General features: G+C 62.8%; 20 protein-coding genes. 5 read left to right on the top strand and 15 right to left on the bottom strand.

The features are described 5' to 3' along the window. Window positions 1-6: 6 nt before the first annotated feature. The 8 genes from B0G82_RS05285 to B0G82_RS05250 all read right to left on the bottom strand — a co-directional run bounded on the left by B0G82_RS05285 (window position 7) and on the right by B0G82_RS05250 (window position 8,668). A complete protein-coding gene (locus B0G82_RS05285) occupies window positions 7-2,388 on the bottom strand; it encodes a xanthine dehydrogenase family protein molybdopterin-binding subunit (RefSeq protein ID WP_121306852.1) in 2,382 nt (793 codons plus the stop codon). A gap of 10 nt (window positions 2,389-2,398) precedes the next feature. Further along, complete coding sequence (locus B0G82_RS05280; RefSeq protein ID WP_116143296.1) at window positions 2,399-2,953, bottom strand: (2Fe-2S)-binding protein; 555 nt, start codon at window positions 2,951-2,953, stop codon at window positions 2,399-2,401. 186 nt (window positions 2,954-3,139) lie between these two features. Then, on the bottom strand, window positions 3,140-3,484 hold the full coding sequence (locus tag B0G82_RS05275) for a hypothetical protein (protein WP_121306851.1): 345 nt from the start codon (window positions 3,482-3,484) through the stop codon (window positions 3,140-3,142). Continuing rightward, window positions 3,481-3,828 carry a tlde1 domain-containing protein gene (locus B0G82_RS05270; protein WP_121306850.1) on the bottom strand — a complete coding sequence of 116 codons (348 nt, stop codon included), beginning with the start codon at window positions 3,826-3,828 and terminating at the stop codon, window positions 3,481-3,483. The genes B0G82_RS05275 and B0G82_RS05270 overlap by 4 nt, the downstream gene beginning before the upstream one ends. Window positions 3,829-4,222: 394 nt before the next feature. Next, a complete protein-coding gene (locus B0G82_RS05265; protein ID WP_121306849.1) occupies window positions 4,223-5,614 on the bottom strand; it encodes an amino acid permease in 1,392 nt (463 codons plus the stop codon). A gap of 304 nt (window positions 5,615-5,918) precedes the next feature. Next, window positions 5,919-6,575: a response regulator transcription factor RqpR gene (rqpR, locus tag B0G82_RS05260; protein ID WP_012431442.1), complete on the bottom strand. Its 657-nt coding sequence runs from the start codon at window positions 6,573-6,575 to the stop codon at window positions 5,919-5,921. Window positions 6,576-6,585: 10 nt separating this feature from the next. Further along, window positions 6,586-7,464 carry an ATP-binding protein gene (locus tag B0G82_RS05255; protein WP_121306848.1) on the bottom strand — a complete coding sequence of 293 codons (879 nt, stop codon included), beginning with the start codon at window positions 7,462-7,464 and terminating at the stop codon, window positions 6,586-6,588. Window positions 7,465-7,897: 433 nt separating this feature from the next. Further along, window positions 7,898-8,668, bottom strand: coding sequence for a ferredoxin--NADP reductase (locus B0G82_RS05250; RefSeq protein ID WP_106283905.1), 771 nt, complete (start codon window positions 8,666-8,668; stop codon window positions 7,898-7,900). 376 nt (window positions 8,669-9,044) lie between these two features. Here B0G82_RS05250 and B0G82_RS39670 point away from each other — a divergent pair, with 376 nt between their 5' ends. Continuing rightward, entirely contained in the window at window positions 9,045-9,215 is a 171-nt protein-coding gene (locus B0G82_RS39670; protein ID WP_158608130.1) for a hypothetical protein, read from the top strand. A 115-nt stretch (window positions 9,216-9,330) separates the two neighbouring features. On the opposite strand, the gene B0G82_RS05240 is transcribed toward B0G82_RS39670, so the two are convergent. From B0G82_RS05240 to B0G82_RS05220, 5 genes are all read right to left on the bottom strand, one after another. Beyond that, the gene (locus B0G82_RS05240) at window positions 9,331-10,290 is read right to left on the bottom strand and encodes an ABC transporter permease (protein ID WP_121306847.1); all 960 of its coding nucleotides are present in this window, start codon (window positions 10,288-10,290) and stop codon (window positions 9,331-9,333) included. Window positions 10,291-10,336: 46 nt separating this feature from the next. Further along, entirely contained in the window at window positions 10,337-11,374 is a 1,038-nt protein-coding gene (locus B0G82_RS05235) for an ABC transporter permease (RefSeq protein ID WP_199730061.1), read from the bottom strand. Further along, window positions 11,364-12,938, bottom strand: coding sequence for a sugar ABC transporter ATP-binding protein (locus B0G82_RS05230; protein WP_241974656.1), 1,575 nt, complete (start codon window positions 12,936-12,938; stop codon window positions 11,364-11,366). Before B0G82_RS05230 ends, B0G82_RS05235 begins: the two co-directional genes overlap by 11 nt. A 431-nt stretch (window positions 12,939-13,369) precedes the next feature. Further along, window positions 13,370-14,389, bottom strand: a complete 1,020-nt coding sequence (locus tag B0G82_RS05225) for an ABC transporter substrate-binding protein (RefSeq protein ID WP_121306845.1) — start codon at window positions 14,387-14,389, stop codon at window positions 13,370-13,372. 114 nt (window positions 14,390-14,503) lie between these two features. Next, window positions 14,504-15,556, bottom strand: coding sequence for a LacI family DNA-binding transcriptional regulator (locus B0G82_RS05220; RefSeq protein WP_121306844.1), 1,053 nt, complete (start codon window positions 15,554-15,556; stop codon window positions 14,504-14,506). Between the two features lie 340 nt (window positions 15,557-15,896). Between B0G82_RS05220 and B0G82_RS05215 the strand changes: the two genes are divergently transcribed. Then, window positions 15,897-16,877, top strand: coding sequence for an aldose 1-epimerase (locus tag B0G82_RS05215; RefSeq protein WP_121306843.1), 981 nt, complete (start codon window positions 15,897-15,899; stop codon window positions 16,875-16,877). A gap of 28 nt (window positions 16,878-16,905) precedes the next feature. Here the strand turns inward: B0G82_RS05215 and B0G82_RS05210 are convergent, their stop codons facing one another. Both B0G82_RS05210 and B0G82_RS05205 read right to left on the bottom strand, forming a co-directional pair. Then, a complete protein-coding gene (locus B0G82_RS05210; RefSeq protein ID WP_012431452.1) occupies window positions 16,906-17,703 on the bottom strand; it encodes an endonuclease/exonuclease/phosphatase family protein in 798 nt (265 codons plus the stop codon). 88 nt (window positions 17,704-17,791) lie between these two features. Beyond that, on the bottom strand, window positions 17,792-18,331 hold the full coding sequence (locus B0G82_RS05205) for a hypothetical protein (RefSeq protein ID WP_121306842.1): 540 nt from the start codon (window positions 18,329-18,331) through the stop codon (window positions 17,792-17,794). A gap of 269 nt (window positions 18,332-18,600) precedes the next feature. On the opposite strand from B0G82_RS05205, the gene B0G82_RS05200 reads away from it, so the two are divergent. The 3 genes from B0G82_RS05200 (at window position 18,601) to B0G82_RS05190 (ending at window position 21,613) form a co-directional block, all read left to right on the top strand. Continuing rightward, a complete protein-coding gene (locus tag B0G82_RS05200; protein WP_106283897.1) occupies window positions 18,601-19,578 on the top strand; it encodes an AAA family ATPase in 978 nt (325 codons plus the stop codon). A 419-nt stretch (window positions 19,579-19,997) separates the two neighbouring features. Then, window positions 19,998-21,104, top strand: a complete 1,107-nt coding sequence (locus tag B0G82_RS05195; protein ID WP_106283896.1) for an NAD(P)/FAD-dependent oxidoreductase — start codon at window positions 19,998-20,000, stop codon at window positions 21,102-21,104. 197 nt (window positions 21,105-21,301) lie between these two features. Then, window positions 21,302-21,613 carry a high-potential iron-sulfur protein gene (locus B0G82_RS05190; RefSeq protein ID WP_121306841.1) on the top strand — a complete coding sequence of 104 codons (312 nt, stop codon included), beginning with the start codon at window positions 21,302-21,304 and terminating at the stop codon, window positions 21,611-21,613. The last annotated feature ends 35 nt before the right edge of the window (window positions 21,614-21,648 follow it).

Here is a 21,648-nt window from a genome sequence, read left to right as displayed (position 1 = left end):
AGGATCTCAATGGGGTTGCTTGGCCGCGTGAATCGCGGACCACACGCGATGCGGCGTCGCCGGCATTTGGAGGTCGGTCACGCCGAGCGGCGCGAGCGCGTCGAGGATCGCGTTGATCACCGCCGGCGGCGAGCCGATCGCGCCCGCTTCGCCGCAGCCTTTCACGCCGAGCGGATTGTGCGTGCACGGTGTGCCCTTCGCGGTTTCGACGGTGAAGTCCGGCAGATCGGACGCATGCGGCATGGCGTAGTCCATGTACGAGCCCGACAGCAACTGGCCGCTCTCGTTGTCGTACACGCAGCGCTCCAGCATCGCCTGGCCGATGCCCTGAGCGAGCCCGCCATGCACCTGTCCCTCGACGATCATCGGATTGATCACGTTGCCGAAATCATCGACCGCGGTGAACTTCTGGATCCGGCACACGCCCGTTTCCGGATCGACTTCGATCTCGCAGATGTATGCGCCGGATGGATAGGTGAAGTTGGTCGGATCGTAGAACGCGCTTTCTTCGAGGCCGGGTTCCAGCACGTCGAGCGGATAGTTGTGCGGCACGTAGGCGGCGAGCGAAATGTCTGCAAATGCCTTGGTGCGGTCCGTGCCCGCGACGCGGAACACGCCGTCCTTGAACTCGATGTCTTCTGCCGCGGCTTCGAGCAGATGCGCGGCGATCTTCTTCGCCTTGGTTTCGATCTTGTCGAGCGCCTTCATGATCGCCGAGCCGCCGACCGCGATCGAGCGCGAGCCGTACGTGCCCATGCCGAACGGAATGCGGCCGGTGTCGCCGTGGACGACCTCGACGCTTTCGAGCGCAATGCCGAGCCGGTCGGCGACCACTTGCGCGAAGGTCGTCTCGTGTCCCTGGCCGTGACTATGCGAGCCCGTGAACACGGTGACCGAGCCGGTGGGATGCACGCGAATCTGACCGACTTCGAACAGGCCGGCCCGCGCGCCCAACGCGCCCGCTATATTCGATGGCGCGAGACCGCATGCCTCGATGTAGCAGGAGTAGCCGAGGCCGCGCAGTTTGCCGTTCTTTTCGGATTCCTGTTTGCGCGCCGCGAAGCCTTTGACGTCCGCGAGTTCGAGCGAACGGGCGAGGATGGTTTCGTAGTCGCCGGTGTCGTAGGTGAGGCCGACCGGCGTCGCGTACGGAAACTCGCGGATGAAGTTGCGGCGGCGAATCTCGGCCGGGTCTAGCTTCATCTCGCGCGCGGCGGTTTCCACCAGCCGCTCCACCACGTAGGTCGCTTCGGGGCGGCCCGCGCCGCGATAGGCATCGACGGGAACGGTGTTGGTGAAGACGGCTTTCACTTCCGCGTAGATCGCGGGCGTGGCGTACTGGCCGGCGAGCAGCGTGGCGTACAGAATGGTCGGCACGGCCGACGCGAACGTGGACAGATACGCGCCCATGTTGGCGGTCGTGTGGATGCGCATGCCGAGGAACTTGCCGTCGGCGTCCATGGCCAGTTCCGCCTTGGTCACGTGATCGCGGCCGTGCGCGTCGGAGACGAACGCTTCCGAGCGCTCGGCCGTCCATTTCACTGGACGGCGGATTTTCTTCGACGCCCACGTCAGCGCCACGTCTTCGGCGTACAGGAAGATCTTCGATCCGAAGCCGCCGCCGACGTCCGGCGCGATCACGCGCAGTTTCGATTCCGGCAGCGACAGCACGAACGCCGCCATCAACAGCCGCTCCACGTGCGGATTCTGGTTTGCGACGTAGAGCGTGTAGCTGTCGTCTTGCGCCGAATAGTTCGCATTGACCGCGCGCGGTTCGATCGCGTTCGGGATCAGGCGGTTATTGACGATGTCGAGCGTGGTGATGTGCGCGGCTTTGGCGAAGGCGGCGTCGGTGGCGGCTTTGTCGCCGTGGCCCCAGTTGTAGCAGACGTTGTCGGGCACTTCATCGTGCACGGCGGGCTGGCCGGCGTCGGCCGCATGCGCGGTGTCCGCCACGGCCGGCAGCACGTCGTAGTCGACTTCGATCAATTCGGCGGCGTCTTTCGCGGCCTTGATCGAATCGGCGATGACGAGCGCGACCTGATCGCCGACGTGCCGTACTTTCGTGTGCGCGATGATCGGATGCGGCGGCTCGTTCATCGGCTTGCCGTCGGTGCTATGGATCAGCCAGCCGCAAGGCAGGCCGCCGACGTTGTCAGCCGCCATGTCCGCGCCGGTGAAGATCGCGACCACGCCGGGCGATTGTCTGGCCGCGGCGGTGTCGATGCTGTTGATCTTCGCGTGCGCGTGAGGCGAGCGCAGGAATACGGCATAGGTTTGCTGGGGCAGGACGATGTCGTCGGTGTACTGGCCGTTGCCGGTGAGGAAACGATAGTCTTCCTTACGTTCGACGGAAGCGCCAATCAGGTGAGTGTCGGGTGCGTTCATCGTCGGCTCCTCAGGCGGTGGCCGGTGCGGTGGCTTGCGCGTCGGCCTGTGAGCTGGCCTGTGAGTCGGCATTCGCGGCCGCATTGGCCGAGCCGGCGGAGTTCATGCCTTCGGCGCCTTCGAGCACTGCTTTGACGATGTTGTGATAACCCGTACAGCGGCACAGATTGCCGTCGAGCTGGGCGCGCACGTCGTCGCCGGTGAGATTCGGTTGACGCTGGACGAGCGAGACCGCGCTCATCACCATGCCGGGCGTGCAGAAGCCGCACTGCAGTCCGTGGCAGTGTTTGAAGGCCGCCTGCATGGGGTGCAGGGCGCCGTCTTTGGCGAGCCCTTCAATGGTGGTGATTTCCGCGCCTTCCGCTTGCACGGCGAGGATGTTGCAGGATTTGATCGCGCGTCCGTTGAGGTGGACTGTGCATGCGCCGCATTGGGCTGTGTCGCAGCCGACGTGCGTGCCTGTCAGGCGCAGTTGGTCGCGAAGGAACTGGACTAGCAGGGTGCCAGGATCGATTGACGCGCTGATGGGCGCGCCGTTCACCGTCAGACTGATGCTGATCGCCATGAAGTTGTCTCCTTATGGGATGAGACCGGACCTTTTGCTTTTGTCTTTTGTTGCCTGTTTCGCGGGGTCCGATTGCGGGTGCTTCGGGTTTTTATAAGGCTGCAGAAAAGTAAAGCACAAATTGGGCTGGGGCGCTATGAGGGGTTTTTTGCGCGGGGGACTTTGGGGGTGTGGTTTAGGACTTGCCTATTTCGGAAGTTTTTCCGAGACAACCCACACAACCGGATCAGACATCGAGCACTCCACCGAGCCGGCCTGGCTAGATGTGATGACTTCGATCGACCGTCCGCCGCGCTCGTGAAACGTAATGTCATAGACATCACGCCAAAGACCTTTGCCGATCTTCTCCGAGGCAACGCGAACCGCACGGGTTTTCGATTCGTCCAGCCTGGTCGGATCGGCAATCCCCGCGTTTTTCAGATACACGATGGCGATATTAGTGGGCCAGCTCTTGCATCCGAGGGGCGAGCCCGCGAAGCAGAGGGCGGGGGCCGCCAATGCGAGCGCGGCAATGAACGGAAGTATTTTCATTGCGTTACGATCAGCGTGTGATCGCCGCTCGCCCATATGTGTTGACGGTTGTTCATGCCGGTGATGATGCAGCCATTTGAAGCCTGTCCCGGATGAACGCTGCTATCGCCGTGAATCAGAAAACCCGAGCGGCCGAACGTGACCGTACCCGTTTGTGGGGATAGCCGCAGTGTGTAAGGTCCGGCATGCGGGTGCGTGAACGGCTGACCTATTGTCCATGCGCCGCGAGGAATCGGACCGATACTTTCCTGCATTTGCGCAGAGGGATTATTTTTGCCCGGCCCGATCCCCGAGTATGCCGCGGGCGTTAACGAGTTTCCATCATGAGATATAACGCCAGTCACCTGGCTGTACTTCCACGCCGTTTGCCAACCTCATTTTCAGGTGAAAGTCGCGATACTACTGGCTCTGGCTTCTCAAAAATGGAATCAATCTGCAATTTTGGCGACCGGCAACGCGCGCGCGTATTTAAGATATGCCGTTTGAATCGATTATGAGCCATGCATCGATTAAACGCTTAAACGCTTTAATCGATGCCGCCTATCCACATCTGCGCCGATATTGCCCCGACTCGGCCGCTGAGTCCCGCGCGCCTTGAAGACGGGCGAGAGTGGCTCCAGCGTTCACACCCGGTTACGACGACTGGCCTTCTCATTCTCGTGCAACGCATTTAGACGAGCAATGAAAAGGCCAGCACCCGAGAACAAGAAAACCGTATCCCGCGCGGAGTGGAGAAAATCACTTACTCAGCTTTGAATGCCGCCGCGAATAGCCAAAATAAATAACCATCCCAATCAGCAACCAAACAACAAACGCGCCCCAAGTAACAGCCTGAAGATTAACCATCAAAAACAGACACGCGGCCACCGCCAAAACCGGCACAACCGGCACCCCGGGACACCGAAACGCCCTCGGCAAATCCGGATGCGTCTTCCGCAAAACCAGCACTGCAATCGACACCATCGAAAACGCTGCCAACGTACCGATATTGATCAGCTCAGCCAGCACATTCAACGGAACGAGCGCGCCGATCAACCCAAAGAAAATCCCAACAAGCCAGGTCGTAAAAAACGGCGTCGCAAACTGCGGATGCACTCGCGAAAGCCTCGCCGGCAAAAGCCCATCCCGCGACATCGCGAAAATCACCCGCGTCTGCCCGTAAGCCATCACGAGAATCACCGTGAGCATACCCAGCACGGCGCCAAGGTCGATAAACCCCGCGACCCACTTTTGACCAGCCACCTGCAACGCATACGACACCGGATGCGAAATGTTCGCGAACTGCGCCGACGGCACGATGCCGGTCACCACGGCGGCCACCGCCACATACAACACCGCGCAAACGCCCAACGACGCAATGATCCCGATGGGCAGATCGCGCTTCGGATCTTTCACCTCTTCCGCCGCGGACGATACCGAGTCGAATCCGATGAACGCGAAGAACATCACCGCCGCCGCGCCGAACACGCCGTTCCAGCCGTTCGGCATGAACGGATGCCAATTGGCCGGCGTCACGTGGAACACGCCCACGCCAATCACCAGCAACACCACGACCACCTTGATCGCGACCATGATGTTGTTGATCCGCGTTGACTCGCGCACGCCGACCGACAACAGCGCGGTGATCGCCATCATCACGAGGAAGGCGGGCAGGTTAAAGAGCGTGTCATGACCGGGCAACGCGCCCGGCGCGGCCGTCAGCGCCACCGGCAACGACACGCCGAAGCCCGACAGCAAGGATTGCAAATAACCCGACCATCCCACCGATACCGCCGAGGTGGCCAGCCCATACTCGAGCATCAAGTCCCAGCCGATGATCCACGCGGCCAGTTCGCCGAGCGTCGCATACGAATAGGTGTAGATCGACCCGGCCACCGGAATCGTCGACGCGAATTCGGCGTAGGCCAAGGCGGCAAAGCCGCAGGCGACCGCGGCGATCAGGAACGAGACCATCAGAGCTGGACCGGCCTGCACGGCGCCCGTGCCAGTCAGCACGAAAATGCCGGTGCCGATAATGGCGCCGACGCCGAGAAAGGTCAGATCGAGCGCACCGAGCGCTTTCTTGAGACCGGCGTTCTGGGCACTCGCGGCGATCATATGCTCGACGCTCTTCTTGCGAAACAGGGACATTGGCGGGGTCTCCAGTAGTGCACGCGTGTTGCGCGCCGAATGTCGGAAAACCCGCGATTTTAACGGATGCACGCCTTGCACCATGTTGGGACGTGCTTTTAGCGGCGGGATGCAGAGGCCGAAAATCCCTGTTCGACGTGACTCGGTGGCACTCACGTCCGCGGCAGGCCAAGCAAGGCCCGCCAAGGCTTTCGCTCGATGCGCAGCCAACCAGGCGAGAACGGTCCTCTTGCAAATGAGTGCAGGCAAGGGCGAGTCGTTCAGCGACCCAGCGACCTAACGCCGCGCTGGCGTCTAGCGGCTGTCAGCCCGCCATCGCCGGATTCAGATCAATGAGCCGGTTGCTCATCACATAGAACGTCAGCTCGGCGTTATTGCGCAGCTTCATTTTCTCGAGCAGCCGGGTGCGGTACACGCTGACCGTTTTCACCGACAGCGAGAGCGCCACGGCAATATCCGTCAGCCGCTTGCCCGACGCGAGCATGCACAGCGTCTGATATTCGCGGTCGGAGAGCTTTTCGTGCGGCAACTGTTCGCCGTCGAAGGAAACGTAGTCGGCGAGCGCCTCGGCCATCGCCGGGCTCACGTATTTGCGGCCCGCCGCGACCTGTTTGATCGCGCTGATCATCTGCGCGGCATCGACGGTTTTTGACAGGTAGCCGGCGGCGCCTGCCTTCAGGGCGCGCACGGCGTATTGGTCCTCGCGGTACATCGAGAACATCAGCACGGCCGCGCGCGGCGCCTTGCGCTTCATGCGCTTGAGCACTTCGACGCCGTTCATGTCGGGCAGTGAAATGTCCAGCAGCACCACGTCGTAGGCGTGCCGGGCAGCGGCGTCGAGCGCTTCGGCGCCGCTTTGCGCTTCGGTGACCTCGCGCGCCACCCCGCGATCGAGCAGCAACTGGCGGACGCCCTGGCGAACCACCGCGTGGTCGTCGGCGAGCAGAATGCGCAGGCTCATGATGGTGTGCTCACGATTGCTGCGCGTGCCGGGCCGCGCGCGGCGCGTGCTCCAGCATCGCGTCCCAGGCAAAACGCGCGCGCACGAGGGTGCCGCGCGACGCCTTGCCGTTCTCGTTGTTTTCGCCGCGTTCAGAACCGGCGCGCCGGGCGCTCACGCGCAGTGTGCCGTCGAAAGCCGCGCAGCGCGCCTGCATGCCGCTCAGGCCGAAATGGCCGGGACGGCTGCGGGTGTTGCGCGTGACGCCGACACCGTCGTCGCTGATGAGCAGCGTGAGGTGACGGCGGCTGGTTTCGATCCGCACATCGGCGGATTCGGCGCGTGCGTGCTTGGCGATATTGTTCAGCGCTTCCTGTGCGACGCGGAACACGGCCAGTGCGGCGTCCGCCGGCAGACGCGTGAGGCGCACGTCGGCGGCGCACACAAAGCTCGTGCGCAGTTGCGTGCGTGCGGCGAAGTCGCCGGTCCAGTGCGCCAGCGCGCCGACAATGCCGGCTTCGAGCGACGGCGCATGCAGTTCCGCGACAGTCTGGCGGCTAGCCTCGCACACCGCATCAAGCGACCGGTTCGCCACGGCAAGCGCGGCGGCGCACTGCGGCGGCGCGTCGGCGGGCAGCCAGGTTTCGACGCCGGCGAGCGCGAAACGTGTCGCCGTCAGTTCGGCGCCCACGCCATCATGCAACTCGCGCGCCACATGGCGGCAAGCGGCTTCCTGCGCCTGAACCAGCTCGGCCGAGAGTTCGCGCACCCGGGCGCGCAGCCGCGCAAGTTCCCGATCGGCCGGCGAGGTCAGCGCAATCGGCTCGGCCGCGGCGCAGGCGTCGAATCCGTCACATGCCGGTGACGAAGCAAGAGTGGCGGTGAACCGGACGACAGTCGACGTATCCATGACTTTCCCTGTCAGGAAACGCTGTGGACAGCGAAGAGGATGCGCATGAACGGCGCGAAGACGAAAGAACGCATGTGGGTCTCTAGCCTCCAGGTGCAGGCCGTCGCGCTTAGGACGCAACGGATGAATCGCTACAGTGTGACGTAACGAAATTTACATTCAGTAACATGGCGGACGGGCCACGACAGGCAGGACAATTCGACTGATGATGCGCCGCGATGATATCTCATTAAAAGAAAAAATGCAGTCGCACCAAGGGTTAGCGCCCACATTTCACGCAATGGTCGATGAATTGCAACGCCTGTTTTGTAGGAAGAATACCGACGCCGAATGTCAGTCCGGCGACGCCGAATTGTAACTGGGCAAAAAAAAGGAGCCCATAGGCTCCTTTTGCTGATTTCGCGGCGGCGGGCCGCGAAGATCGGAACGTGACTCAGCCGACGAAGGCCTTTTCGACCACGTAGTGACCCGGCGAGTTGTTGCTGCCTTCCTGGAAACCTGCGTCGTCGAGCAGCTTGCGCGTGTCGCGCAGCATGTGCGGGCTGCCGCAGAGCATCACGCGGTCGTTTTCGAGCGAGAAGCCCGGTACGCCGAGGTCGGCGAACAGCTTTTCCGTTTCGATCAGTTCGGTGATACGGCCACGGTTCTGGAACGCCTCGCGTGTGACAGTCGGGTAGTACAGCAGCTTTTCCTGAACCAGCTCGCCCAGATGCTCGTGCGCCGGCAAGTGATCCGTGATGTATTCCTTGTACGCCAGCTCGTCGACGAAACGGCAAGTGTGCGTGAGCACCACGCGTTCGTAGCGTTCGTAAATGTCCGGATCTTTAATGATGGACATGAACGGCGCGAGACCCGTGCCGGTGGACAACAGCCACAGCGTCTTGCCCGGCAGCAGGTTGTCGGCCATCAGCGTGCCGACCGGCTTCTTGCCGATCAGCACTTCGTCGCCGACCTTCAGATGCTGCAAACGCGACGTGAGCGGGCCGTCCTGCACCTTGATGCTCAGGAATTCGAGGTGCTCTTCGTAGTTCGCACTCGCGAGGCTGTAGGCGCGGATCAGCGGCTTGCCGTCGACTTCGAGGCCCACCATCGTGAACTGGCCGTTTTCGAAACGGAACCCCGGGTCGCGCGTGCAGGTGAAGCTGAAAAGCGTATCGGTCCAGTGATGGACGCTCAGGACGGTTTGTGAATTCAGGTTGCTCATGGCTTCTTGGATAGTGCGAAAACAAGGGCGGCCAGTCGTTTAAGCCGGCCGGCACGGCAAGGGCGATGCTGCGCTAACCCATACGGGAATCACGCGCAATCCGCTATTTTACCGCGCCCGCTGCCTGGGGGCTGCGGCGCGGCGGATGAGCGTGGTCATGCGGGTTACCGGACCTGGAAGCGTCGGCGCCGGCTGTCTTTGCGATCGGCGCCGCGGAATACGTTGGCGTGGTGCGGCTACGCGCTTCAGCAGGGGTGCGGCGATGGGCGAATGCCGCGCAGGGCGGCTGCCATCGGTTGTCCGGGATGCGCCGGGTAGGCGCGCCGCGCGGGCAACATTTTCAGGATGATACCGAAACCCGCCATGCGCTGCAGCATTGACCCTGCTGATAAAACTGGCAAAAAGGGCGACGGATGGAGAGAAAAAGCGTCGCGGCGTGTCCGTGACGACGTTTTCATCGGTCAACTGCAACGGCGCCGTGTTGGTACACAAATGCGGCGCGATGGCCGTCAGCCACGCCGGAATCCCAGTTGAAGCCGGGGTTTGAGCGTTTGCCGTTTTGATTACTCCGAGGCGCGGCAAAGGAAAGCAAATCAGCGGCGAGCTCTTAGCCGTCACCCCGCCAGGTCAAATGGATCAGTCAAGCCGCGTGGTTCAGCCAGTCACGCCGGAGCCGCGACCCGCTTTTTCCCTCGTTGTTTCAGCATGCGAGCCTGCAACACGATCACCAGCAGCAGGAACACGCCGCGAATCACTGACTGCCAGTACGCCGACAAGCTGATAAACCCTAGCCCGTTCTCGAAGTTCAGCAGGTTGAACACCAGACCGAGCAACAACACGCCGGCAATCGTCATCGCGATCGAACCTTCGCCGCCCGTTAGCAGCGTGCCGCCGAGCACCACCGCCGAGATCGCGAACAGCTCCCAGCCGACACCTTCGTTGGGTTGTCCCGCGCCGAACTGCGCGGCGAGGATGACACCCGCCATGCCGGCAAGCAGGCCGCTCACCGCATATGCCATCACCAGCGTGCGGTCGACGTTCAGGCCCATCAGCCGCGCGGCTTCCTCGCTGCCGCCGATCGCGAGCGAATGCCGGCCGAAGCGCGTGCTGCGCAGCGCAAGCCAGCCGGCTACCGCCGCCACCACGGCGACGATGCCCGGAATCGGCAGTCCGAACAGATCGCCCTGGCCGAAGTTGCCCAAGTTCGACTCGGCGGCAATCGACACGGCATCGTTCTTGCCGAGCAGCAGCGCGACGCCGTGCGCGCCGAGGCTCGTAGCGAGCGTGACGATAAACGGCAGGATTTTCAGGCGCGTGATGATTAGTCCGTTGAGCACGCCGACCGCGAGTCCCGCTGCGCATCCCGCCAGCACGGCAACCCAGCCGCCATAGACACTGGTCAGCGCGGCGACGACGCTTGCCAGCGCGGCCACGGTACCCACCGACAGGTCGATGCCGCCCGTGATGATCACGAACGCCATGCCGACCGAGATCAGCGCGAACATCGAGTTGTAGCGCCAGAACGACGTGATGTTGTACGCCGAGCCGAAATGCTCGTAGCGCACGAGGCCGAACACGACGAGCGCGGCCAGTGCGAGCAGGATAGGAAGATTCTTTTTCATCGCTTGGGGTCCGGAATTTCCTCTGAGGCGCGTGGGTTAGCGAGCCTTAGCGCGAGCGCCTCTGTACATAAACCGCCGCGACGATGATGCCGGCCTTCACCACCAGCGCCGCCGCGTCGGGAATGCCGTGCGCGAGCAGCGTGTAGCGCAGCAACTGGATGATCAGCGCGCCGATCAGCGTGCCGCCGATATACGCCTTGCCGCCCGTCAGCGCTGTGCCGCCGACGGCGACCGCGGCAATCGCGTCGAGTTCGACGCCGAGTCCGACCACGTTCGCATCCGAGGACGAATTCACGGAGATCGAGATCAGCCCCGCCAACCCCGCGAGCGCCGCGCAGAGAGTGTAGGCGGTCAGCTTCACGGTGGCCGTCGGCACGCCGCATAGATAAGCGGCTTTTTCATTGCCGCCGGTGATCAGCAGATACTGGCCGAACAGCGTCTTGCGCACGACCCACGCGAACAGGACGACCAGCGCCAGCATCAGCAGCACCTGAAAGGGCACGCCCGCGACCTTGCCGAGCGCGATCCACTGGAAGGCGGGCGTGTTGAACGCCTGCAGGCTGCCGTCGGTGACGACTTGCGCGATGCCGCGTCCGGCGATGAACAGCACCAACGTCGCGACAATCGGCTGCACGGATAACCTCGTGACGAGCAAGCCGTTGAAGACGCCGCACAGCGCGGCGGCGAGTACCGGCAGCACGAACGCGAGCGCGATGCCGCTGGGGCCGGGAATGTTCAGAAACAGCATCGGCGCGAGCGCACCGGAGATCGCCATCGACGCGCCCACCGACAGATCGATGCCGCCCGTCGCCACCACCAGCGTCATGCCGATGCCGACGATCACGATCGTCACCACCTGCGTCATGTTGACGTTGAAGGTTTGCAGCGACCAGAAGTGCGGCGTGAAGATCAGGTTGAACAGCACCATCGCGAGCAGCACGATGACTTCGCGCTGCATGGCGAGATGGCGCCATTTACGCACCGTGGTTGCCGGGGAGGCGGGCAAAGCGGCCGCCGTCTGCTGGGCGGTTTCGCCGAGCGGCGGCTCGGTGTGCAACGATTCGGTGTGCAACTTAAGCGCCATGACGGTCGTCCTCCAACGCGTCTTCGATGTGTGCGGCGTTTGCCGTTTGCGCGGCTTCCGCGAGTTGCGAATGGCCGTCACTGCCGTAGGCGATGGCGTCCATGATCGCGGTCTCGCTCATGTCGGCGCCATTCAGTTCGGCGACTGTGCGGCCGTCGCGGATCACCACCGCGCGGTCGGCCACGGCGGTCAATTCCTCCAGTTCGGAAGCGGACAGCAGCACGGCGAGGCCCGCGTCGCGCAGCTCGCGCACGATCTTCGCCACATCCGCTTTGGCGCCGACGTCGATGCCGCGCGTCGGTTCGTCGAGCAGCAGCAGGGAAGGCTCGGCGGCCAGCCAGCGCGCCAGCAGAACTTTCTGCTGATTGCCGCCCGACAGTTCGCGGATCGGCTGATCGGCGGAACGCAGCTTGATGCCGAGCGACACAATAAAGCGATCGACAATCGCCTGCTGTTTCTTCACGTCGACCACGCCAATCCTGGTCAGCGTGCGCAGACAGACGAGCGTGAGGTTGTCGCGCACTGAGAGTTCGGGGACGATGCCCTCGACCTTGCGGTCTTCGGTGAGATAGGCGAGACCGCGCGAGATTGCGTCCTGCGGCGACTTCAGCGCCACTGTCTCGCCGCCGATCGAGAGCGAACCTTGCTCCAGCGGATCGGCGCCGAACATCAGCCGCATGGTTTCGGTGCGGCCGGAGCCGAGCAGGCCCGCCAGACCCACGGCTTCTCCGGCGTGCACTTCGAGTGAAACGTCGCTCACCTTCGGGTGCGCGCTCAGTTTCGTGGCCGCGATCAGCTGCTTGCCGCGTCGCACGAGGTTTGCTTCGCGTGCTTCGGCGTCGTCATGCACGACGGCGGCGAGTGTGCGGCCGAGCATCGTCGTGACGAGTTGCAGTTTGTCCATGTCCGCCATCGTGCTTTGCGCGACCGTCTCGCCGTCGCGCATCACCGTGACGCGGTCGCACAGCGCGTAGAGTTCGTCGAGCCGGTGCGATACGAAGATCACCGCGCGGCCGTCGTCGCGCAGCTTGCGCACCACGGTGAACAGCAGCTCCACTTCGCGTTCGTCGAGCGATGAAGTGGACTCGTCCATGATGACCATCTTCGCGTTCGACGACACCGCGCGCGCGAGCGCGACCATCTGCTGAATCGCGGTCGAATAGCGGCCGACGGGTTTCTTCACATCGATCTGCAAACCGAACGATTCGAGCAGCGCGGCGGCGCGTTGCTGCACCGCGCGCCAGTCGATCAAGCCGAAGCGGCGCGGCTCACGGCCAAGGAAAATGTTTTCCGCCACCGAGCGGAACGGCACCAGGTTGATCTCCTGATAGATCGTGCTGATGCCGGCTTCGCGCGCCTGCTTGGGCGTGCGGAAATCGACTTCGCGACCTTCGAAGCGCACGCTGCCCGAGCCGCGTCGATACGCGCCGGTCAGGATCTTGATCATGGTCGATTTGCCCGCGCCGTTCTGGCCGATCAGCGCATGCACTTCGCCGGCGGCGACGCTCAGATTGGCACTTCGCAACGCGGGTACGCCGCCGAAGCTGATGCCGATATCCTGCATCTCCAGCAGCGGCGAACGCGTAAGGGGGGAGTGTGGCGTCTCTTTGCCGGATTCCGTCACGGATGTCCTCCTGATGCAGGTGCTGCCTGATTTGCCGCGTGCGCGCCATGCGCTGCACGCGCGAGCCAGTGTGGCCCTTCGTTCGGGCTCTGATGCGGGCAGTGTTGGCGAACCATGTTACGCCGCATAAAAGCGAAGCGACGGTTCGTGCTGCCACGAACGCGTCGCTTCGAACCCTTCCCGTCGCCCGCCCCCCGAGGAGACAGATTCGGGGCGGGGACGTCCTGCGAGGCAATCTCCCGATTCCGATGCATCTAACGGACTTGCTTCGGGGCGGGGGACTTCCTTCGGGGCGCCGTTGAAGCGCGTGGACGCTCCGTCAAAGCATGGCGCTCAAACTTCGCAACTGCGCGTACAACTCCGCTTCGCGATCAATAGCCGTACTGCATGTTCTGCTGCACATTGCTCTTGTCGTAGAACTTGTCGGAGACCTTGACCCACGTCGGGATCTTTTCGCCCTTCGCGTAACGCTGGGCGACGTCGCACGCGAGCGGGCCGAAGAACGGGCTCGACTGCACGCTCGCGCCGAGTTCGCCGGCCGCGATCGCGTCCATGCCGCCCTTGGTGCCGTCGATCGTAACGATCTGTATGTCTTTGCCCGGTTGCTTGCCGGCGGCCTTGATCGCAGCGATCGCGCCGAGCGCCATTTCGTCGTTGTGCGCGTAGACGGCGGTCACGTCCGGGTGCGCCTGCAACAGCGTTTCCATGACCTGGCGGCCCTTGTCGCGCGCGAAGTCGCCGCTTTGCGACGCGATGATCGTCATGCCCGGGTTCTTCGCGATGATTTCGTCGAAGCCCTTCTTGCGATCGTTCGCGGCGGACGCGCCGGTGGTGCCTTCGAGTTCGATGATCTTCGCCTTGCCGCCCGTCGCCTTGACGAGCCAGTCAGCGGCGCGATGGCCCTGATCGATGAAGTCCGAGCCGATGAAAGTGATGTAGTCCCGGCCCGCCTTGGCGACCGATTGATCGACATTACGGTCGACCAGGATCACCGGAATGCCGGCCTTTTTAGCTTGCAGCACAACCGGCGCAAGCGGCTTCTCTTCGCGCGGCGGGAACACCAGCAGATCGACGTGCTGCGCGATCATGTTCTGGATGTCCGACACCTGCTTGGAGTTCGAACTGTTGGCGTCGGTCATGACCAACTGCCAGCCGCACTTTGCAGCAATGTCCTTGAAGCTCTTGGTTTCCGCCAGACGCCACGGATTGTTGCTTTCGGTCTGCGCGAAGCCGACCTTCAACGGAGTCTTGCTGGGCAACTTCGGCAGCGCGTCGTCGGCGTGCGCGGTGGCGACGCCGAAACCGATTGCCAGGGCCAGCAGCGAACCCGCCAGCGGACGAATCTGCTGCTTGCGCGCGTGTCCGCGCGACTGCGTGTTGAGCGACGCCATGTCTTCCTCCAGTACCTGGTGAGGTAGGTGTATTTGCTTTTTAATTTCTTCTGCCGGTCGACGTTGATCTGTGCCGCCGGACGTGTCGATTATTTCATCCAGAATTATTATCGGTCAATCACTAATAATATTAATTATTGGCTTTTTCGCCTCGGTAATTACCCTGACCGAGGCGCGTTCGACGAGCGGACCGTCCAGTTTCACCATGCGGTGCCGAACCGGCGCGCCGGCGGAACGATTGTGTTCTTCCTGCAGCAAGGTCTCGACGGCCCAGCGTCCCAGTTCGTAGTTCGGCAGCACCACGGTCGAGAGCGGCGGATGCGTGTGGCGGGCGATTTCCTGGTCGTCGTAGCCGAGCACCGAGACGTCTTCGGGCACGCGCATGCCGAGTTGCTTCAACGCTTCGATCGCGCCGATGGCGGTGAGGTCGTTGGCGCAGAAAATCGCGGTCGGCGGATTGGGTTCGCGCATCAGCGAAAGCGTCAGTTCGAAGCCAAGGCCCGAACTCCAGTCGCCGTCGCGCACCATTTCCGGCGCGTAGGGCAGATCGGCGGTCGCAAGCGCGGTGCGATAGCCTTTGAGGCGATCTTTCGACGCGTCCTGCCAGGGCTCGCCGTTGATATAGCCAATGCGCCGATGGCCGGACTGCAGCAGATAGTCGGTCGCCAGATGGCCGCCGGCCACCTCGGCGGGCACCACCGACGAGAACCCGCCTTCGCCCGTGTAGCAGTTCAGCAGCACGGTCGGCACCTGCGACAGCGCCGCCGGCGGCGTCACCTTGCGCGTGTAGACGGTCGCGTAGATCACGCCGAATACATGCGGATTGGACAGCGTGGTATCGAGCACCTGCTTCTCAATGTCGGCGTTGCCGTGCGTGGAATAGACCGCCAGCATCTTGCCGCTTGCGTACGCTGCATCGCGCGCGCCGTCGATGTTCACGACCGGATGCGGACTGGTGGAAATCTCGTCGGCGAGATAGACGATCAGATTGCGTTCATCGGCGGAGGCCGATACCGGTTCGCGCAGCGAGAGCCGGTAGCCGAGATCGTGCGCGGCCTTCAGTACCTTGTTGCGGGTAGTCTCCGAGAACTTCGCGCCGGTCGCGTTGTTCAGCACCAGCGAGACAGTCGATTGCGACACGCCGGTGAGCTTGGCGATGTCGGTCATGGTCGGACGGCGTTGAGTCGATTTTTTCATTGTGCGGGCCGCGCTGCAGCGGCGCTAAAACTGGGGCATGCCGTGGGCATCCTGGTGCCTGACGGTACCACTAATAATATGCACGCGGCAACGCGCGGTAACCCGTCATTTGGGAGGCTTGCATCGCCCTCTGCCAGGCACTTATTTGACGAGTTTATTACTAATAATATTGACGATTACGCTTTGGCGTGCGATTCTCGGTCGCGCGGATTGTGACAGTCCGCCGGCCGCGCGCTGGGCGCGGCACGTTCCAGGAGATGCCAATGCGCGTTCATGCCGCCATCCGCCCGAGGCACGGCCTTTTCTGACCATGCGCGACGTTTCCTTGCATTCGATCCGGCCGTCGGCGACCGGACTCATGTGGCTCGACGATCCGGCGGTCGTGCCCACGGTCGTCACGCTTTCGGACGGCGCGCTGCGTGTCGTGATCGCGCCCGAAGTGGGCGGCGCGCTGGCGGCCTTCTACGAAACGACGCCCGACGGCCCATTGCACTGGTTGCGGCCGGCCTCGGCGGCGGCATTCGCTGAGCGCGATCCCCTGCGCATGGCGAGCTTTCCGCTTTTTCCCTACTGCAACCGGATTCGCGACGCGCGTTTCGAATTCGACGGCCGCACGATCGATCTCGCCGGCAACGACAGGCGTTTCGCCCACGCTCTGCATGGCAACGCGTGGCGGCATCCGTGGCAGGTGGGGGCGCGTACCGAAAGCTCGGTGGAACTGCACTTCGAACACGAACCGGATGCGCGCGTACCCGGCGACTGGCCGTTTCGCTATCGCGCGCGGCAGCGAATCGAGTTGAGCGGCGGCGCGTTGCGCATCACGCTAGCCGCGCAAAACCTCGCCGATCAGCCGATGCCGTTCGGCATGGGACATCACCCGTACTATCCGCGCACCGCGCAGACTCGCGTGTACGCCGAGGTGAAAGCCATGTGGCACGCCGACGCCGACGTGTTGCCGACGCATCTCGGGGCGCATCCCGCTGTGGAAGCGTTGCGCGAAGGCATGTCGCCGGACGCGTTCGGTCTCGACAACAACTTCGCGAACTGGTCGCGCGAGGCGACCATCGCGTGGCCCGACGAACACCGTCGATTAACAATGACCGCCGACGCTCCGTTCGATCACATGGTGATCTTCGCGCCCGCCGACGACCCGCAACTGTGCGTGGAACCCGTGACGAACACCACGGACTGCTTCAACGCGGTCGGCCCGCGTGAGCACGTGGGCGGCTGCGTATTGCAGCCTGGCGAGCAGATCGCCGCGACCGTGAAATGGACGCCGCACAAGGACTAACGTGCGGCGCGTGCGTTCAGGTTCGCTTCTATTCGACTCGCAAGCGCGCCATATACGGTAAGTGATCCGAGAGCCACGCGGTCTCCTGCGTCGGCTGGATCCATTCGATCGGCTTCATGCCACGCACGAACATTTTGTCGAGCGCGAGTGCGGGCGAGAAGGCCGGAAAAGTACGGCCCGACTCGCCGAGCAGCGTGGCGACTTCCTGCAAACCATGTTCGCCGAAGAGCGGCACGGAATCGTTGCGCCAGTCGTTGAAGTCGCCGGCGAGCACGAGCGGACCTTCGGGCGCTTCCTTCGCGATCCAGTGCGCGATCCAGTTCATCTGACGCAAGCGGGCTGAGCGTGTAAGCGCAAGATGCGCACACAGCAGCGTGACCGAGTGACCCCCGAAAGTCGCGCGCGCCACCAGCAGGCCGCGCTTTTCAAAGCGATGCGCGGAAATGTCCCAACGTCCGCCGAGATCCAGCGGATGCGGCGACAAAATCGCATTGCCATGCCGCCACGATGGTTTGAAAACGTTTGGTCCGAGCGCGATTTCGAGTTCGAGCGCGCGCGCGATTTCAGTAGCCTGGCAATGCCAGACATCGCTCAACGGATCGGCGAGCGGCGAGCCGAAACTGCTCGCCAATACCGGCGACGGCATGCGCCGCGCCATCGCTTCCTGTAAAAAATAGGCGTCCGCATGGGTCGACTGCACCCAGCGTTGCATGGCTTGCCAGGCCTGAAAGCCGAGCGGCGTGCGGCCTTTGTGCAGGTTCCAGCTCACCGCAACGAAATCTTTGGGCGCTACGCTCTCGCGGATCAATTCTTCGGGGTTTCGCATGCCGCGTTGTCCACGTGTTCTGGTTGGGGGCGTCGGTTAGCCGCGTGCTGTTTGCGTGTTCGCTTGCGTGTGCTTTGCATCAGTTCGATCAGTTTGCCGAGGTTGCGCTGTCCGCGAGACTTGCACGCACGCGGTAGACCAGGTTCGGGTCTTTATCGACGATGGTCCACGTCGCCCATTGCCCCGGCGTCACCCTCAGACCCGGATGGCTCGCGCTGACCTGGCGCGGTTGCGGCGGCAGCTTGCAGCCGGTGTCGGTTTGCCGCGCGGCGTTTTCCTCGAATGTTTCCTGTGCGTCGATCGACATGGTGACGCCGCTCGCATCCGCCTGCAGCGGCGAGACGGTCAGCGTGCGCGCCAGATCGATACTGCCGGCCGGCTGATCCTTGCAGCCGACGCTATGCTGCACCATCTTGTGATGCGTGTCCGTGCGCGCCTGGCCGACGGTGGTGGTGCCGTCGAACGCGTCGATTTGCTGGCCGTCGCGCATGACCTGCAACTGCCATTGCACGATCTGCTGCGCCGGCCGTTGTGGCGTGCTTTGCGGTGCGCTCTGTGATGCGCTTTGTTGTGCATTCGCAAGCAACGAAGTGCCGAGCAACACGGCCACGATACTGGTTTTCCACATAGAAGCATTCTCCGGTCACGAGATCCGGCCGAGTAATCAGAAGGCCATCTTACCCCTGATGGACGTAACGCCTTTCTGACACGTCAAACGGGGCCGGGTTCAGCAACAATCCATTTCAGGTAAGGCCGGCAATCACCAAAAACAACCCGCTGTTAGCAGCAGAGTCGCGAGACTGCTGGCTTGCACGCGAATATGTCGTCGTTACACTGGACTTGAAACGGCGCCATACAAGGAGCCGCAGCAGCAAGACCAGCCAGACGGGGTGAGCGATGACAACAGCAATGGTCAAACAAGAAATCGCCGTGGCGTCTTTCAGCAGGGTGTACGACCTCGATCAGGTCGAGACCGCGCTGAACGATCTCGGTGAAGGCGCGAACGAGGCACTGCGCGCAACCTACGAAAAGATGCTGAAGACCGGCAATCTGCGCTTTTGCGTGAAGCCGAACCGCATGCCGTCGATCGACGATCTGATCGACGCGCTGCCCAACTTTTCCGCGCCACTCGACGACATTCGCAAGCAGGTCGCCTTATGCCTCGAGACCGAAGACCGGCTCGAACTGATGCCGATCCTCCTGCTCGGCGACCCCGGCATCGGCAAGACGCACTTCGCCAAGCAGTTGGCGCGCCTGCTCGGCACCTCGTATCAATACGTAGCGATGAGTTCGCTGACGGCGGGCTGGATTCTGTCGGGCGCTTCCTCCCAATGGAAGAACGCGAAGCCGGGCAAGGTGTTCGATGCGCTCGTGAACGGCAGTTACGCGAACCCGGTGATCGCCGTCGACGAAATCGACAAGGCCACCGGCGATTCGCAATACGATCCGCTCGGTGCGTTGTATGCGCTGCTGGAGCACGACACGGCGCAGACCTTCATCGACGAGTTCGCCGAGATTCCGATCAACGCCGGGCATGTGATCTGGATCGCGACGGCGAACGACGAACGCTCGATTCCCGAGCCGATCCTGAACCGGATGAACGTGTATGAGATCCCGCCGCCGGATCGCGACGGCGCGCGCCGTATCGCCCAGGCGATTTACGACGAGATCCGCAGCGCGCACAACTGGGGCCTGCGCTTTCCCGAGGTGCTGGGCGACGACGCGCTCGACGCCTTGATGCGGGCGTCGCCGCGTGAGATGCGCCGCGCGATTCTCAACGGCTTCGGCGCGGCGCGGATCGATGGTCGGGATCATGTCGAAGCGGGCGACATTCGCTTGGACCACGGAAACCGGCGAAAACCCATCGGTTTCTGAACATTTTTGCCACTTTTTCGCAGCAAAGCCGCCTTCGGGCGGCTTTTTTGTGGCCAAGGGCAGGAATCTGCGCTCGAAATGCAATGAATGTCGCGGCAATTATTGCTATTAATAAGATGCAACCCGACAGTGCCTCCCATTCGTCCCACATACGAAGAAGCGAGCGCCGCGACCCCCGACGGCGTACACTGATTGAGTCCGGCCACTACGTTTGAGATCCGCACAAGACCGCATGCCCGCAGTCATTACCGACTGCGGGCATTTGTGTCTGTAAGGCGTCGTACAATTTTGCGTAGCGGTGGCGAATGGACAGGTGCGTTCGGCAGCGGGCGGTGTAAGGCGCGCGAAAGCCGCACCTTGTCTTCATCTTGATCGGGTGAACGAGGTAGCGCGCGGCGACGTTGGCCGCGTCAAGGGACATGGACCAAATCGAATGTGTAGTGATCGGCGCCGGCGTGATCGGGCTCGCGGTGGCGCGCGCACTGGCGGCGCGGGGCCGCGACGTCATCGTGCTGGAAGCCGCCGAAGCCATCGGCGTGGGCACCAGCTCGCGCAACAGCGAAGTGATTCACGCGGGCATCTACTATCCCCGTGGCTCGCTCAAAGCCGCGCTTTGCGTGCGCGGCCGCGAGATGCTCTACGACTACTGCGTCGAGCGCAACGTGCCGCATTCACGCTGCGGCAAATTGCTGGTGGCCACTTCACGCAATCAGATTCCTCAGCTCGAAAGCATCATGGCCAAAGGCCGCGACAACGGTGTGCTCGACCTCATGCGAATCACCGGCGACCAGGCGCAAGCGCTCGAACCCGCGCTCGAATGTGTCGAAGCGGTGTTCTCGCCGCAGACGGGTATCGTCGATAGTCATCAGTTCATGCTGGCGCTGCAGGGTGACGCCGAACGCGACGGCGCAGTGTGTGCGTTTCACGCGCCGGTCAAAGCGATCGAAGCGAGCAACGGCCGCTTCATCATCAACGTGGGCGGTGGCGCACCGACCACGATCAGCGCAGCGTGCGTGATCAACAGCGCCGGTTTGCAGGCGAACGCACTGGCGCGCAGAATCCGCGGACTCGACGCGCGGCATGTGCCGCCGCTCTACCTCGCACGCGGCAACTACTTCAGCATCTCGGGGCGCGCGCCCTTCAGCCGCCTGATTTATCCGATGCCGAACGAGGCCGGACTCGGCGTGCATCTGACCATCGACCTCGGCGGCCAGGCGCGTTTCGGTCCCGATGTCGAATGGGTCGATGCGATCAACTACGACGTCGATCCGCGTCGCGCGGAATCGTTTTATGCGGCGATTCGCGCCTACTGGCCCGCGCTTCCCGACGATGCATTGCAGCCCGCGTATGCGGGGATTCGTCCGAAGCTCTCCGGTCCCGGCGAACCCGCTGCCGACTTCGTGATTCAAGGTCCGGCTGCGCACGGTGTGCGTGGACTCGTCAATCTGTTCGGTATCGAGTCTCCAGGATTGACCGCATCGCTCGCCATCGCGCAGCGAGTGTGCGAGTTGAGCGGACGCGCGTGATTCGCAGCGACGGCATCACCGCGAGCGCTCACTTCGTGTGCGATCGATTCGCATTCCGCGCGACATTCAGCCGCGCGGTCGTACCAATTCGCTTATCTCTATCATTTGGACCGTCACGCGCGACGGCTTCATTGCTATCCTTGGGGACCGCTGTCACCAGAACGGCGATCAGTTCAATATAAATGGAGTGAGTCCCCATGAAACCTTCCCGTCGTACATTCTTGATCACCAGCATTGGTGTGGCATCAAGCTTCGCGCTGTCGCGCCAGGCGTTCGCCGACGCACCGAAAGTTTCCGAAACCGATCCGACCGCGCAAGCACTCGGCTACAAGGAAGACGCCGCGAAAGTGGACAAGGCGAAGTTCGCCAAATACGCAGCAGGTCAGGACTGCGGCAACTGCAGCTTCTATCAGGGCAAGCCGACCGACGCCTATGCCGGCTGCCCGATGTTCGCCGGCAAGCAGGTCGCGAGCAAGGGTTGGTGCAGCGCATATAACAAGAAGGTCTGATTACCCATCAGCCGCACGCGCACTCAGTGTTGCGC

Source organism: Paraburkholderia sp. BL17N1 (assembly GCF_003634175.1).
GTDB lineage: Bacteria > Pseudomonadota > Gammaproteobacteria > Burkholderiales > Burkholderiaceae > Paraburkholderia.
This window is presented reverse-complemented; position numbering and strand designations above follow the sequence as displayed.